Below are 12,766 nucleotides of genomic sequence, written 5' to 3'. Positions count from 1 at the left end.
TAGGACGACACGACTCTCGCTTCGGGGCCGGTACAGTCGATGCAGCTACCAGCCCCCACGAACGAACGCCGCTCAGAATCGGGCACACGAGTACCAAAACCCGGGGTCCACTCGAGTCGTGTGACTCAAGCGACTACGGACGCGTTTTCGTCGCTTCGGAAGGGTTTGATAATGAGGTCGCTGTAGGGGAAGGTCGGTTTCTTTGCGTAGCCATCGTCCTCGAAGGAGATGGCACCGAGCGCTTCCAGCGTCGTGAGTTCTTCGTGGACGTTCTTTTTGTCTCGGTCGACGAGAGCCGCAGTTTCGCGGATACTCGTCGGTTGCTCCTCTCGGATTGTTCGGAGCAGCGTGTACGTACGGTCGTTGAACACGTCACTCAGCATCTTCTCGTTCGGAAACGTAATGATCGCCGGCGCGTCGATTGATTCCCCGTCTTTGAGTGCCTGAATCGCATTCAGGCCGTCGTCGTACAGTTCGTCACCACTGCCGATCGTTACTAACAGCACGTTTTTTGTCATCGAATTTCACCTTGCTGGTCGAATTCCGGCTTCGGTATCTCCCGCCAGAACCGCTCGTACAGCGCCTCGATTCCCGGAAAGTCGATACCCGCTGGATCAGGGTCTGGAGCCACATGCAGTTCGTGGCCCTTCGTCTCCTCGTGTGCGTTGTCGTATCTCCGGATGGTTCCGTCCTCGAGGGTTGCTTCGCTCGCCGAGATCGCTCCGTAGTGGAACGTGTAGCGCCATCCCGACGGATACGAGGGGTCGTTCGTCCTGCGGATGGAGATCCGAACCACCGTCCCATCTTCGTATACGTTGGCCCGTTCGTACCCATCGAGGTCGTCTTCGTCAGGGCCCATCCTCTACCCGTTGGTTAGGTAGCCAACGGAATAAGCGTTCGTACCAATATCACGTTTCGGACCAGAAGTAGCTACTCTTGATACGTCAGACGCTACGTCGCCCCGGAGAGCGCGAGCCGAACCGCGTCCGCGAGAGCGTTCACTCGGGCCACGTGCTCGTAGGAACCGTCCCGGACGCCGTTAGTGACGTAGGAGAACGCAACTTCCGTTTCGGGATCGGCCCAGCCGACGCTGCTGCCCAGGCCCGCGTGGCCGAAGGCGCGCTCGGGCGCCAGCGAGCCGAACGGACTCGCGGGCGTGCCGCCCTTGTAGACGCCGAGCCCGTACCGTCGGGGCCTCGAGAGGGTGCCGTCGTCGTCGGTCTCGGCCTCGAGCCTGGTCATCGCGTCGACTGTCGACTCCGAGAGGATGCGGGTGCCCTCGAGTTCGCCTCCGTGCGCGAGGCAGGCGTAAAAACGGGCCATGTCGCGGGCGGTGCCGATCCCGTTCCCCGCGGGGATCACGGCCCGGTGGATCGCCTCGGTGTTGAACGGCGCGGCGACCGACGCGGTGTCGCCCAACCCCTCCGCCGGGTCCCGGCAGCGATCGAAGGCGTCGAAGGCGGCGAGCGTGGCGACGTCGTCGGGTTCGTGGTCGCGCAGGCCGATCCCCGTGTCGTCCATCCCGAGCGGATCGAACACGCGATCGGCGGCGACCGTCTCGATCCGTGCGCCCGAGACGCGACGAACGAGTTCCCCGACGAGCCAGCCGAACGTGAGCGCGTGGTAGGCCGGCTCCTCGCCGGGCGTCGAGACGAGGTCGGCGTCCTCGAGTCCCTCCACGACGCGCCCCCACTCGGGCCACAGGTCGGGACGGTCGTCGAGCGCGCTCTCCGGGAGTCCGGCCGTGTGGCTGAGCACCTGCCGGACGGTGATCTCGGCCTTCTCGCTTCCAGGGTCGGCGAACTCGGGCCAGTGGTCGACGACCCGGTCGTCGTAGGCGAGCGCGCTGTCGTCGACGAGCGCGTGCAGCGCGGCCGCGGCGTACGGTTTCGTACAGGAGAACAGCACGTGGCGCGTCTCGGGAGTCGTCTCCCGACCGTCGGGACCCGTCGTCCCGCCCGCGAGGTCGAGAACCTGTTCGCCATCGACGTAAACGGCCAGCTGGGCGCCGTGGTGGAGACCGACCTCGAGGTGGCGGTCGAACAGCGCCGCGATCCGATCCCGATCGGCTGGCTCGAGCCGTGACATACTCCGTCTAACTGGCGTCGGTCTTGTAACCGTTCCCCCGCGGCGATCGACCGACGTTTTTAGCCCCGGCCCGATAACTCCGGGTATGGACCGCAAGGAATTTCGCGATCTCGCCTCCCCCGAGGAGGCCCGCGAGGCGATCCGCTCGCTCTCGCTCGAGGGCGGTATCGACCACGTCTCGCTGGCCGACGCTCGCGGACGGGTGCTCGTGGCGCGACTGGACGCCGAACTCGACGTCCCCGGCTTCGACCGGGCGAGCCTCGACGGCTACGCGCTTCGCGCGCGGGACACGTTCGGCGCCGACGAGGCCGACCCCGCGGAGCTCGAGCTCGCGGGCGAGGTTCACGCTGGCGAGGAGCCCGACGTCGCCGTCGGCGAGGGCGAGGCCGTCGAGATCTCGACCGGCGCGGTGATGCCGACGGGCGCGGACGCGATGGTGCCCGTGGAGAGAACCACCGCCGCAGGAGACTCCGTCCAGATCCGCACCTCGGTCGCGCCCGGCGACAACGTCATGTTCGCCGGTGCCGACGTCGCCGCGGGCGAGCGCGCGCTCGGTCCCGGAACCCGGATCACGCCGCGAGATATCGGGCTGCTGTCGGCGCTCGGAGCCGACGACGTTCCGGTGCGCTCGAAGCCGAAGGTGGGGATCGTCTCGACGGGCGACGAACTCGTCCGCCCGGGCGAGGCGGTCGACAGCGACCGCGGCGAGATCTACGACGTCAACAGCTACACGATCGCCGCCGGCGTCGAGGACGCCGGCGGCGAGGCGGTGCTCTACCCCCACGCGGGCGACGAACAAGACGAGATGGAACGTGTGCTCCGCGAGGCCGCAGCGGAGTGTGACCTCGTGCTCTCGTCGGGTTCGACCAGCGCGAGCGCGGTCGACGTCATCTACCGTGTAATCGAAGAGCAGGGCGAACTGCTGCTCCACGGCGTCGGCGTCAAACCCGGGAAGCCGATGCTCGTAGGCCGACTGGAAGACTCGGCATACGTCGGGCTACCGGGCTACCCCGTCTCCGCGATGATGGTCTTCCGGACGTTCGTCGCGCCCGCGATCCGCGAGGCGGCCGGCCTCCCCGAGACCGAGACGGCGACCCTCGAGGGCCGGATGGCCAGACAGGAGCGCTACGACGAGGGGCGGCTGCGGCTGATGCCGGTCGGCGTCGTCCGCGACGGCGACGGCGAGACGCTGGTCTACCCCGTCGACAAGGGCAGCGGCGCGACGACCAGTCTCGCGGAGGCCGACGGCGTCGTCGAGGTCGATCCCGGAACCGACTACCTCGAGACCGGTGAATCCGTCACGGTCTCGCTGTTCTCGCCGGACGTTCGGCCGCCGACGCTGCTCGGCGTCGGCGAGGACGACCCGACGCTGTCGCGGCTGCTCGACGGGCTGGACAACCCGCGATATCTCTCCGTAGGGTCCCGGCCCGGTCTCCGCCGGCTCCGAGAGGGCGTTCCGGACGTCGCAGTCGTCGCGGGACCGACCGAGAGAGACGTCGACGCCGAGGAGCTGGGTAGCTGGGAACGCGAGTGGGGACTGCTCGTGAAACCCGGCAACCCCGATCGGATCGACGGGCTGGCCGATCTGGTCGACGAGGACCACCGCTTCGTCAACCGGACGACCGACTCCGGGCTGCGCTCGAGTGTGGGCGCCGCGGTCGCCGACCTCGCCGAGGAGCGCGAGGTCGAGCGCCACGCGATCGTCGACTCGATCGTCGGCTTCGACCTCGGGTTGCGCGCCCACGAGAGCCCCGCGCGAAAGGTGATCGCGGACGAGGCCGACGCCGGCCTCGGGCTTCGAGAGACCGCCGACCGTCTCAACCTGGGGTTCGTCTCGCTGGGCACCCAGCCGGTTCGAGTGCTCGCGAACCCCGACCGACTCGAGAAGCCCGGCGTCGAGGAACTCGAGGCCGCCCTCGACGACGTGGCGAACGGGCGTTAGCGAGGATGAGAGTCACCGCCGGCTGAACAGCGATTTTTACGCTCCCGCGGTGTACGGAGCCCGATGTCGACCATCGCCGAGTTTCGGATCCCGGCCGCGGACACGACGCTCGAGGCCACGTTCGATCGACTTCCAGAACTACGAGTCGAACTCGAGGCAGCCGTCTCGCGCTCACAGCCCTGTCTCTGGATCGCCGACGCCGAACGGACGGCGGTCGACGCCGCCCTCGCCGACGACCCGTCGGTCGGAACCTACGACCTGCTCGTCGAGACGAGCGAGCGGCTGCTGTACGACGTGACGTTCGTCGAGGGACGAACGGTCTGCGATCGGCTGCTCGCAGACGGCGGCTCGCTGCTCGAGGGCTGGGGAACCGATGGCTGGTGGCAGGCTCGCGTTCGGTATCGGGACCGCGAGGCGCTCTGTCGGGCCCACGATCGACTCGTCGACCGCGGCATCGGCGTCGACCTCCGGCGCGTAACGGACGTTACGCCGGGGGCGCCCTCGACGACGAGGCTCACCGGCGAACAGGAGGAGGCGCTCGAGGCCGCCCTCGAGCAGGGCTACTTCGAGATCCCGCGGGAGATTTCGATGGAGGAGCTGGCCGACGAGCTGGGGATCTCTCATCAGGCGCTGTCCGAACGGCTGCGTCGCGCCTACGAGACGCTCGTCAACGAGGAGATCCAGCCGGTCGGCGAGTCGGAGACCTGATGCCGGGGAGTTCGTCGAACGACTCGACGCGGTAATCCCCGAGGACGCACTGGCCGCGGCGCTCGTGGCCGACCCGTTCGACGTGGATGGCGTCGAGCCCGGCGTTCCAGGCTGCGCCGACGTCGTTCGCGCCGTCGCCGGCCAGCACGCCTCGGTGGCCGTTGTGTGCGACGCCGAGCTCCCGCAGGACGGACTCGACGGGTTCGGGATCGGGCTTCCAGCCCGTCTCCTCGGTACAGCAGAGGCGGGCGTCGAACCAGTCGCGGATCCCGACGTTGTCCAGTACGGGTTCACAGAGGAACTCCTGGCAGTGGGTGACGAGTCCGACGGGGACGTCGAGGTCGGCGACGAAGGCGGCGTCGTCGTGGAGGTACGTCTGTTCGGCCCGCACCATCGGATCCTCCTCGGCGTGGAACGCCTCCCAGAACTCGTGGGGGTCGATCCCCCACGCCTCGAGCTGGCGGTCGCGGGAGCCGGTGAGTCCGCTCCAGATGATGTCCGCCTCCTGGTCGGTGAACTCGCGACCGAGGCGGTCGCCGACCCGGTCGAACACCTCCCGGGTGTAGGACCACTCGACGTCGATGAGGGTGCCGTCGAGGTCGAGCAGCCAGTAGTCGTATTCGGAGACCATTCGGACGACTACCTACGCGATTCGCGAGTAAATGTGTGTCGCTCGAGCGGACCGCGCTACGCCCGGTCGACGACGTGGATGCTCGAGCCCAGATACTTCGAGAGCACCTCGGAGACGTCGTCGGCGTTGAACGCCTCGAGGTCGTCGGCGATCTCGGCCTTCAGCGCCTCGAGGTAGGCCTCGTCGGTTCGCAGCTCCCGAAAGGAGACGGTCTCGATCGCGCCGAGGGGCTCGCCGAGCCAGTCGGCGGCCAGGCGCCTGGCGTGTTCCTCGTCGCCGACCTCGCCCCGCCAGAGCGTATTCCGGAAGAATAGCCATCCCTCGGTGCCCGGCTCCGGCGCGTCCCGCGAGACCGTCACCGTCGTCTCGCCGGAGTCGCCGTCGACCCGAACGCCTCCCGTAGCCGGCTCGAGCCGAAGCTGAACGCGGAAGACGTAGGCGGCGTCCATCAGCCGCCGTACTCCTCGTCGGCCAGCTCCGCCATCTCGATGTCGGCGTCGGTGATCCCGCCCTCCTCGTGGGAGGTCAGCCGCACCTCGACCTCCTCGTAGCGGATGCGGATCTCGGGGTGGTGGAACTGCTCCTCGGCGACCTCGCCGACGTCTCCGGCGAAGCTCACGCCCTGCAGGTAGTCGTCGAACTCGTAGGTGCGGACGATCTCGTCGTCCTCGCGCTCCCAGCCGTCGGGCAACTGTGCGTCGATCTCGTCGTCCGAAAGCAGGTCTGCCATAGCGGACGAACGGAAGGGACGAAAATAACGGTTGTGCCGTCTGGATCGTGGTCAGTCGTCGTCGGTGACGCCGACCTGAACGTCGGCGGGATCGAGTTCGGCCATCGCGGCGATCGAGGGCGACCGCGGCGGTTCGCCGCCGAAGTCGGGGTCGAACAGCTGCAGGGCGGTGTTGATCGTGCTCCAGTCGTCCTCCGCGGCGGCCTCCCGCAGACTCTTCGTCGGCGGAGCCAGCAGCTGGTTGACCATCGAGTCGGCCATCGCCTCGAGCACCTCGCGCTGGGAGCCGTTCCCCTTCTCGAGTTCGGCGATCGCCCGCTCGAGTTCGCGCTCCTTGATCCGGTCGGCCGACTCGTACATTGCGGCGATAACCTCGTCGGCGCGGGCCCGCTTGTACTGATCGCACAGCAGCTCGAACTCGCGGTCGATCATCGCCTCGACCTCGCTCGCGGCGTCAGCGCGCTGTTCGCGGGTCTCGTCGGTGATCGACTCGAGGTCGTCGAGATCGTACACCGTCACCGACTCGAGGCCGCCGACTGCGGGCGCGACGTCGCGTGGCTGGCCCAGATCGACGACGACCTGTTCGCTCTCATCCGCGAGGTGGTGTGGCTCGACTACGGGCTCGTCGCTGCCCGTCGCCGCGATCACGACGTCGGCGTCGTCGGCGACGGTAGCAAGCGCCCCGAGCGGGACGGCGTCGGCGTCGACGGCGAGCTCGTCCGCGAGGTGGACGGCACGGTCAACGGTACGGTTCGCGACGAGCAGCTCCGAAACGTCGGCGTTGACGAGGCTCCGGGCCGCCAGCTGGCCCATCTCGCCGGCCCCGACGATCAGGCCTGTCGCCCCCTCGAGGGTGACGTCGTCGGCGACGAGCCGGGTTGCGGCCGATCCCAGCGAGACGACGCCCTCGTTGATCGCGGTCTCCGTTCGGGCGCGCTCGCCGACGTGAATCGACTTCGTGACGGCGGCCTCGAGCATCGGCCCGATGCCGCCGCCGCTGCGGGCGTCCTCGTAGGCGGTCCGGACCTGACCGATGATCTGGTCCTCGCCGAGCACGACGGACTCGAGTCCCGTGGCGACCCGGAGCAGGTGGCGCAGGCTCTCGTCGTGGCCGGTGACGACCAGCGCGTCGTCGTCGGTCGTCGCGAAGAACTCCTCGAGCGTGGCCCGGCCGAGCGTCGCGTCGCTCGAGACGACGTAGGCCTCGACCCGATTACACGTCGAGACGACGTACGCCTCCTCGATTTCGGGAACGCTACAGAGTGCTTTGACGGCTGCTCGCTGGCTGTCGGGGCTCGCGGCCGCGAGATCGTCGACGCTCCCGCTGTCGTGTGTGACGCGTGCGGCCGTGATAACCCCACTCATGGCAGATCACCCTCCGTCGCCCGTTCCTCACTCAGCACGTCCTCGATCACTTGGGATGGCTTGGAGGCTCCGGTACGTAAATCTGTCCAAACATCCGGTGATTTGACGACATCGCCGACGAGTTCGCGCCGACGGACCGGATCGACGTCCCGCGATCTGAGCTCCGTCCGCAGCGCTGCACAGACCCGGGCCATCTCGCTGGCGCCCGATAGCTGGTCCTCGAGCTCCCGGCGAAGGTGTTTGCTCAGTGCCGGGGCGGTTCCGCCCGTCGCGATCGAGACGACGACGGGGTCCTCGCGGACGGTCGCGGGGACGACGACGCTCCCGGGATCTCGCTCGCCGGAGCGATCGGCTCGGTTGACGAGCACGCCGCGCTCCCGTGCGGCCCGCGCGGCCGCCTCGTTGATCGCCTCGTCGTCGGTTGCGGCAACGACCAGGGCGGGCTCGCAGCGCTCGAGCCAGTCGCCGACGTCGCCGGGCCCGGGCGCGGCTCGGACCAGCTCGGCATCGCCGAAGCGCTCGTCGGCGAACGCCGGACTGACGACGATCACCTCGGCCTCGCGGGCGAACCGCCGGGCCTTTCGCGCACCGACCGGGCCGCCGCCGAAGACGAGCACCGTCGCCCCCGTGAAGTCGTGAAGTAGCGGAATCATGGTGGTATCGAACGATCGCATCGCCGAATCGACGGCGATCCGGCTGTCGTCCGCCGCGGTCACCGCGGGAACGACGGTCGACGCATACGGGACCGTCGGGTCGCGTCCCGGATAAGCGAATCGGCGGGTCTAGAACGGGTACTCCCGGGCGTCGTGTTGCAGGGAGAGCCACTTTCGCTCGGTAACTTCCTCCAGAAACGCCTCGGCGTTGTAGCTGCCGGTTCCGGAGGCGCCGGTGCCGCCGAACGGGACGTGGGCCTCGTCGTTGATCGGCTGATCGTTGACGTGGACCATCCCCGTCTCGAGGCGGTCGGCGATCCGCCGTCCCGCGCCGACGTCGCCCGCGTGGACCGACCCCGAGAGGCCGTACTCGACGGCGTTGTGGAGGTCGACGGCCTCGTCGATATCCGAGAACGGGATCACGGGCGCGATGGGGCCGAAGTGCTCGTTGCACGCGGCGGCCATGTCGTTCGTCACTCCGGAGAGAACCGTCGGCGCGACGACCAGGGAGTCGCCGACGATCGGGCTGACGACGGTGTCGTCGTCGTGGGCGCTGCCGGCCGGCAGCGACTCGGCGCGCTCGGTCGCGTCGAGAAAAAACGGTCACGGACGGCGAACCCGGCTGTCGGTTGCGGCGACCGCGGCGGGGCCGGCTTCTCACCGGCCTCGACGTCGTTCGCCCGCTACTCGCCCTCGACGCCGGTGACGTCGTGGCCCAGCTCCCGGATATCCTCGAGGATCGCCTCGTGGTCGGCGCTGGCCTCGTAGTAGATGACGATGTCGAAACTACCCTCCCGGAGCAGCTGCTGGCACTCCCAGACGAACTCCTCGTCCTCGAGCGTAAGTCCCTGGTGTTGGTTCGAGGAGAAGTCGGGGTCGTCGTTACCCGAGTAGACGTAGCAGTCTTTCGGGTCGTACCCCGAGTGCTCGGCGATAATATCGCCGACGTCGATCGTCGCCTGCATCATCCGGACGTCCTCGCTGCCGTCGTAGTCGGTGTGGACGATCGCGCCGTTGAGCTCGACCTCGCCGGGCTCGAGCAACGCCTTCGTTCGCCGGTAGAGATCGTCGTCGAGTGTGTCGCTCATCGGCCGAGACGAGAACCTCCGACCAGATAGCGGTCACGATTGCGTTCTGTGTGTCAGTGCGTATCGATACCGCTGAGTAACACACAAGACACATACTTCTGGTCCTCGTCACGTCGAGTGATGAATCGGTGGCTCCGTGAGCGCGTGGACGCGGCGTACGAGCAACTCCTCTCGAGGGAGATCGACGGTGTGCCGACCCACGTCGCCGTGATTCAGGATGGGAACCGTCGGTACGCACGCCGGCAGGGAGCGGACGCGACCGACGGCCACCGCGCGGGCGCCGAGACGACCGAGCACGTCCTCGAGTGGTGCCAGGAGGTCGGCGTCGAGGAACTCACCCTCTACGCGTTCTCGACGGAGAACTTCGATCGGCCGGCCGAGGAGCGCGAGGCGCTGTACGACCTGCTCTGTGAGAAGCTTCGGGAGTTCGCCGACGCCGAGCGCGTCCACGACAACGGCGTCAAGATCCGCGCGCTCGGCGCGGTCGACCGACTGCCCGATCGGGTCCAGGAAACCGTCGACTACGCCGAGGAGCGAACCGCCGACTACGATCGGTTCGTGCTCAACATCGCGCTGGCCTACGGCGGCCGCTCGGAGCTCCTCGAGGCAGCCCGTGGGGTCGCGAGAGACGTCGAGGAAGGCGAGGTCGACCCCGAGGAGATCGACGTCGAGGCGATCGAACGCCGGCTGTACGACGAGCCGGTTCGGGACGTCGACCTCATCATCCGAACCGGAGGCGACGAGCGGACCTCGAACTTCCTGCCCTGGCACGCCAACGGCAACGAGGCCGCCGTGTTCTTCTGTACTCCCTACTGGCCCGAGTTCTCGAAGCCCGACTTCCTGCGCGGGATCCGGACGTACGAACACCGCCAGGAGTCCTGGCGCCGAACCCGCGCCCGCCGGGCGCTGGCCCTGCTCGGGGCGATGAGCGATCCCGAACTCGCGGAGGCCCGCTCGATCGTCGACCGGTTCCGCGACTCGCTGCCGACCGCCGAACAGCCCGACGAGGACGAACTCGAGGGAGTCGACTCGAGCGGTCCCGCCGCGGACTGAGTCCGCCGTGTCTCGAAACCTACAATCGGACGGGGCCCCAACGCCGGGTATGGACCGCCAGCTCGCGGTCGGACTCGCCGCGACGGGGATCGGGCTCGCGTCGTTCCTGCTCCTCGGGAGCGCCGGCGTGCTTCGCCACCCCCAGACGGCCGCCGACCACACCCAGCCCGCGGAGTTTCTCGCGATCGGCGGCGGCTTCGTCCTGTTGACCGTCGGAATCCTCGTGACGCTGTTCGCCTACGTCGAGTTTCCGGACCCCGACCTCGAGCCGTAGCCCCGTCCCGAACGGGCCGGTCGCCCGGTCCGACCGCAGCGACTTTTGCCCGCCCCGAGCGATCCTCGTACGATGGATTCGAAGCTCGAGACCGAGTCGCTCACGAGGGTCGTCGGCGGTGAACCGATCCTCGAGGACGTCTCGCTTCGCGTCGCGGCGTCGACGGTCCTCGCGGTCGTCGGCTCCTCGGGGGCTGGAAAGTCCTCGTTTTTGCGGCTGCTCAACCGCCTGGACGAACCGACCGACGGAACGGTGTACCTCGACGGCGTCGACTACCACGAGATCGATCCCCAGGAGCTGCGGCGTCGGGTCGGCCTCGTTCCTCAGGAGTCCGCGCTCCGGCCGGGGACCGTTCGGGAGAACGTCGCTGCGAGCGATCTGATTCGGGGCCAACCGGTCGACGAAGAGCGCGTCGCGGCGCTGCTCGACCGGGTGCAGCTACCGAACGCCGCAGAACGGGACGTCGAGGACCTCTCCGGCGGCCAGCAACAGCGCGTCGCGGTCGCCCGGACCCTCTACGTGGATCCCGAGGTCCTCCTGCTCGACGAGCCGACCTCCCACCTCGATTCGGAGACGGAAGCGCGAGTCGAGGAGCTCCTCGGCGACCTGATCCGAACGGAGGGGCTGACCTGCGTCTTGGTCACTCACGATACCGCCCAGGCCGAGCGCCTCGGCGACCGCGTCGCCGAGTTCGAGGACGGGCGGGTGATCGCCGAGGGACGTCCCGAGGAGGTCCTCGCGTGACCGATCCGGGTCTCGAGCGGGTCCTCGAACACGCGGCCGATCCCGTTATCGTCACGGGGTTCGTCCAGATCGCGATCGCGGCGGCGCTGACGGCGGTCGTCCTGGGGATCATCTACGCCCGGCAGCTCGGGTTCGAACGAGAGATCGTCGCAATGGCCGTCCGCGGGCTGGTTCAGGTGGTGGCCGCCGGCGCGGTGATCAGTCTCCTGCTGGCGGCGCATCTCGCCTGGGCGGCCGTCGTTCTCGCCTTTATGATCGTCGTCGCCGCCTACATCTCCTACAAGCGCGGAACCGCGCTGCCGGGCGTGTTCGGGACGTCGCTGGCCTCGATCGGGTTCGGCGCGGGGCTGACGATCGTGGCGATGGCCGCCGCCGGCGCCATCGAGATGACGATGCGGGATCTGCTGGTCATCGGAAGCATGGTCATCGCCAACGCGATGCAGACGAACTCGCTCGCGCTCGACCGGTTCACCGGAGAGATCGCCTCAAACCGGGCGGAGATCGAGGCGCTGTTGAGCGTCGGTGCCTCCCCTGACGAGGCCGTCACCGAGTACGTCTCGACCAGCGTCTACGCGGCGCTGATCCCGACGATCGACGGGATCAAGAGCCTCGGCGTCGTCAAGATTCCGGGGCTGATGGCGGGGATGATCATCGCCGGCGAGAACCCGATCTACGCCGCGCAGTACCAGTTCGCAATCATGCTGATGCTGTTCGCCGCCGGCGGGCTCACCGTCGTCGCTAACACCGTCCTGCTCAGCCGTCGGGTGTTCACCGACGCGAAGCAGCTCGACGAGGCGGTCGTCGACGCGATCGACGAGTGAGACGGACGGAAGTCCGTCCGAGCTACCGCCCGAACCGCCTCGAGCGGTTACAGTACTCCCGGACCGCCCGCAGGAAGTCCCGCTTGCGGAAGTCCCGCCAGTTGACGTCGGTGAAGTAGAGCTCGGAGTAGACGGACTGCCAGATCATGAAATCCGAGAGCCGTTCGGCGCCCGTCTTGATCACCAGGTCGGGTTCGGCGGGGAAGACGAGGTGGTCCTCAACGCGCTCGTCGTCGATCTCGGCGGGCTCGAGCTCGCCGGCGTCGACGCTCTCGGCCAGCGTTCGCACGGCGCTCGTAAACTCGTGTTTCCCGCCGAGACCGATCCCGATCTGGATCGCGGCGTCGGCCCGGCTGGGATCGTCAGGCGTGCGAACGGCGACCTCTCGAGGGGCGTTGACGGCCTCGAGCTCTCGCCGCAGGGCGGGGATGGCGGCGGCGTCGAGGACGCTGACGTAAACCGTCACGCGGGTAGCGTACTCGAACGCCCAGTCGAAAAACGCCGAGAGCGTCTCGTAGGCCCCGCGCTCGAGCAGGTCGCGTTCGGTGATCACGAGCGCGACGTGGTCGGGGCTGTCGGCGTCGTGACGACCGATGCGAACGGAGAGGTAGCGCTCGTACAGACCCACGCCCTCCCGTTTCCGGGCCGGTGGCATACCGGTTACGGGTT

Annotated in this window: 16 protein-coding genes and 1 pseudogene; 6 read left to right on the top strand and 11 right to left on the bottom strand. The window is 68.2% G+C overall.

The window, feature by feature from the left end:
- Window positions 1–125: 125 nt before the first annotated feature.
- The 3 genes from C491_RS11495 to C491_RS11485 form a co-directional block, all read right to left on the bottom strand.
- On the bottom strand, window positions 126–518 hold the full coding sequence (locus C491_RS11495; RefSeq protein WP_005556353.1) for an HVO_A0114 family putative DNA-binding protein: 393 nt from the start codon (window positions 516–518) through the stop codon (window positions 126–128).
- Window positions 515–859 carry a toxin-antitoxin system TumE family protein gene (locus C491_RS11490; protein WP_005556351.1) on the bottom strand — a complete coding sequence of 115 codons (345 nt, stop codon included), beginning with the start codon at window positions 857–859 and terminating at the stop codon, window positions 515–517. The genes C491_RS11495 and C491_RS11490 overlap by 4 nt, the downstream gene beginning before the upstream one ends.
- Window positions 860–951: 92 nt before the next feature.
- Window positions 952–2,088, bottom strand: a complete 1,137-nt coding sequence (locus C491_RS11485) for an EstA family serine hydrolase (RefSeq protein ID WP_005556349.1) — start codon at window positions 2,086–2,088, stop codon at window positions 952–954.
- 85 nt (window positions 2,089–2,173) lie between these two features.
- On the opposite strand from C491_RS11485, the gene C491_RS11480 reads away from it, so the two are divergent.
- Together C491_RS11480 and C491_RS11475 are read left to right on the top strand one after the other, a co-directional pair.
- The gene (locus tag C491_RS11480) at window positions 2,174–4,030 is read left to right on the top strand and encodes a molybdopterin biosynthesis protein (RefSeq protein ID WP_005556348.1); all 1,857 of its coding nucleotides are present in this window, start codon (window positions 2,174–2,176) and stop codon (window positions 4,028–4,030) included.
- 63 nt (window positions 4,031–4,093) lie between these two features.
- Window positions 4,094–4,738 (top strand): helix-turn-helix domain-containing protein, encoded by a 645-nt coding sequence (locus C491_RS11475; RefSeq protein WP_005556346.1) that lies wholly within the window; start codon window positions 4,094–4,096, stop codon window positions 4,736–4,738.
- On the opposite strand, the gene C491_RS11470 is transcribed toward C491_RS11475, so the two are convergent.
- The 7 genes and pseudogenes from C491_RS11470 to C491_RS11440 all read right to left on the bottom strand — a co-directional run bounded on the left by C491_RS11470 (window position 4,698) and on the right by C491_RS11440 (window position 9,205).
- Window positions 4,698–5,369 carry an HAD family hydrolase gene (locus C491_RS11470; protein ID WP_005556344.1) on the bottom strand — a complete coding sequence of 224 codons (672 nt, stop codon included), beginning with the start codon at window positions 5,367–5,369 and terminating at the stop codon, window positions 4,698–4,700. The genes C491_RS11475 and C491_RS11470 overlap by 41 nt on opposite strands.
- Before the next feature lie 56 nt (window positions 5,370–5,425).
- The gene (lwrS, locus tag C491_RS11465) at window positions 5,426–5,818 is read right to left on the bottom strand and encodes an LWR-salt protein (RefSeq protein ID WP_005556342.1); all 393 of its coding nucleotides are present in this window, start codon (window positions 5,816–5,818) and stop codon (window positions 5,426–5,428) included.
- On the bottom strand, window positions 5,818–6,099 hold the full coding sequence (locus tag C491_RS11460; protein ID WP_005556340.1) for a 4a-hydroxytetrahydrobiopterin dehydratase: 282 nt from the start codon (window positions 6,097–6,099) through the stop codon (window positions 5,818–5,820). The genes lwrS and C491_RS11460 overlap by 1 nt, the downstream gene beginning before the upstream one ends.
- Before the next feature lie 51 nt (window positions 6,100–6,150).
- Window positions 6,151–7,464, bottom strand: coding sequence for a glutamyl-tRNA reductase (gene hemA, locus C491_RS11455; RefSeq protein WP_005556338.1), 1,314 nt, complete (start codon window positions 7,462–7,464; stop codon window positions 6,151–6,153).
- Window positions 7,461–8,117, bottom strand: coding sequence for a precorrin-2 dehydrogenase/sirohydrochlorin ferrochelatase family protein (locus C491_RS11450; protein ID WP_049891791.1), 657 nt, complete (start codon window positions 8,115–8,117; stop codon window positions 7,461–7,463). Before C491_RS11450 ends, hemA begins: the two co-directional genes overlap by 4 nt.
- 129 nt (window positions 8,118–8,246) lie before the next feature.
- Window positions 8,247–8,702: pseudogene (locus tag C491_RS11445) on the bottom strand (aldehyde dehydrogenase family protein); the annotation flags it as partial.
- A 98-nt stretch (window positions 8,703–8,800) separates the two neighbouring features.
- Window positions 8,801–9,205 (bottom strand): DUF5778 family protein, encoded by a 405-nt coding sequence (locus C491_RS11440; RefSeq protein ID WP_005556333.1) that lies wholly within the window; start codon window positions 9,203–9,205, stop codon window positions 8,801–8,803.
- A 120-nt stretch (window positions 9,206–9,325) separates the two neighbouring features.
- Between C491_RS11440 and uppS the strand changes: the two genes are divergently transcribed.
- The 4 genes from uppS to C491_RS11420 all read left to right on the top strand — a co-directional run bounded on the left by uppS (window position 9,326) and on the right by C491_RS11420 (window position 12,097).
- Window positions 9,326–10,258, top strand: coding sequence for a polyprenyl diphosphate synthase (gene uppS, locus C491_RS11435; RefSeq protein WP_005556331.1), 933 nt, complete (start codon window positions 9,326–9,328; stop codon window positions 10,256–10,258).
- A gap of 49 nt (window positions 10,259–10,307) precedes the next feature.
- Window positions 10,308–10,532, top strand: a complete 225-nt coding sequence (locus C491_RS11430) for a hypothetical protein (RefSeq protein ID WP_005556329.1) — start codon at window positions 10,308–10,310, stop codon at window positions 10,530–10,532.
- A 72-nt stretch (window positions 10,533–10,604) separates the two neighbouring features.
- On the top strand, window positions 10,605–11,276 hold the full coding sequence (locus C491_RS11425; protein ID WP_005556327.1) for an ABC transporter ATP-binding protein: 672 nt from the start codon (window positions 10,605–10,607) through the stop codon (window positions 11,274–11,276).
- Window positions 11,273–12,097 carry an ABC transporter permease gene (locus C491_RS11420; protein ID WP_005556326.1) on the top strand — a complete coding sequence of 275 codons (825 nt, stop codon included), beginning with the start codon at window positions 11,273–11,275 and terminating at the stop codon, window positions 12,095–12,097. Before C491_RS11425 ends, C491_RS11420 begins: the two co-directional genes overlap by 4 nt.
- 22 nt (window positions 12,098–12,119) lie before the next feature.
- On the opposite strand, the gene C491_RS11415 is transcribed toward C491_RS11420, so the two are convergent.
- On the bottom strand, window positions 12,120–12,725 hold the full coding sequence (locus tag C491_RS11415) for an undecaprenyl diphosphate synthase family protein (protein WP_005556325.1): 606 nt from the start codon (window positions 12,723–12,725) through the stop codon (window positions 12,120–12,122).
- Between the last annotated feature and the right edge of the window lie 41 nt (window positions 12,726–12,766).

The sequence above is a fragment of the Natronococcus amylolyticus DSM 10524 genome, assembly GCF_000337675.1.
Taxonomy (GTDB): domain Archaea; phylum Halobacteriota; class Halobacteria; order Halobacteriales; family Natrialbaceae; genus Natronococcus; species Natronococcus amylolyticus.
The sequence above is the reverse complement of the archived record's forward strand: the minus strand, read 5'-3'. Positions and strand labels throughout refer to the sequence as shown.

Coding starts and splice junctions, on each gene's coding strand:
- C491_RS11495 (WP_005556353.1), bottom strand. CDS start 518: ATGACAAAAAACGTGCTGTTAGTAACGATCGGCAGTGGTGACGAACTG.
- C491_RS11490 (WP_005556351.1), bottom strand. CDS start 859: ATGGGCCCTGACGAAGACGACCTCGATGGGTACGAACGGGCCAACGTA.
- C491_RS11485 (WP_005556349.1), bottom strand. CDS start 2,088: ATGTCACGGCTCGAGCCAGCCGATCGGGATCGGATCGCGGCGCTGTTC.
- C491_RS11480 (WP_005556348.1), top strand. CDS start 2,174: ATGGACCGCAAGGAATTTCGCGATCTCGCCTCCCCCGAGGAGGCCCGC.
- C491_RS11475 (WP_005556346.1), top strand. CDS start 4,094: ATGTCGACCATCGCCGAGTTTCGGATCCCGGCCGCGGACACGACGCTC.
- C491_RS11470 (WP_005556344.1), bottom strand. CDS start 5,369: ATGGTCTCCGAATACGACTACTGGCTGCTCGACCTCGACGGCACCCTC.
- lwrS (WP_005556342.1), bottom strand. CDS start 5,818: ATGGACGCCGCCTACGTCTTCCGCGTTCAGCTTCGGCTCGAGCCGGCT.
- C491_RS11460 (WP_005556340.1), bottom strand. CDS start 6,099: ATGGCAGACCTGCTTTCGGACGACGAGATCGACGCACAGTTGCCCGAC.
- hemA (WP_005556338.1), bottom strand. CDS start 7,464: ATGAGTGGGGTTATCACGGCCGCACGCGTCACACACGACAGCGGGAGC.
- C491_RS11450 (WP_049891791.1), bottom strand. CDS start 8,117: ATGATTCCGCTACTTCACGACTTCACGGGGGCGACGGTGCTCGTCTTC.
- C491_RS11440 (WP_005556333.1), bottom strand. CDS start 9,205: ATGAGCGACACACTCGACGACGATCTCTACCGGCGAACGAAGGCGTTG.
- uppS (WP_005556331.1), top strand. CDS start 9,326: ATGAATCGGTGGCTCCGTGAGCGCGTGGACGCGGCGTACGAGCAACTC.
- C491_RS11430 (WP_005556329.1), top strand. CDS start 10,308: ATGGACCGCCAGCTCGCGGTCGGACTCGCCGCGACGGGGATCGGGCTC.
- C491_RS11425 (WP_005556327.1), top strand. CDS start 10,605: ATGGATTCGAAGCTCGAGACCGAGTCGCTCACGAGGGTCGTCGGCGGT.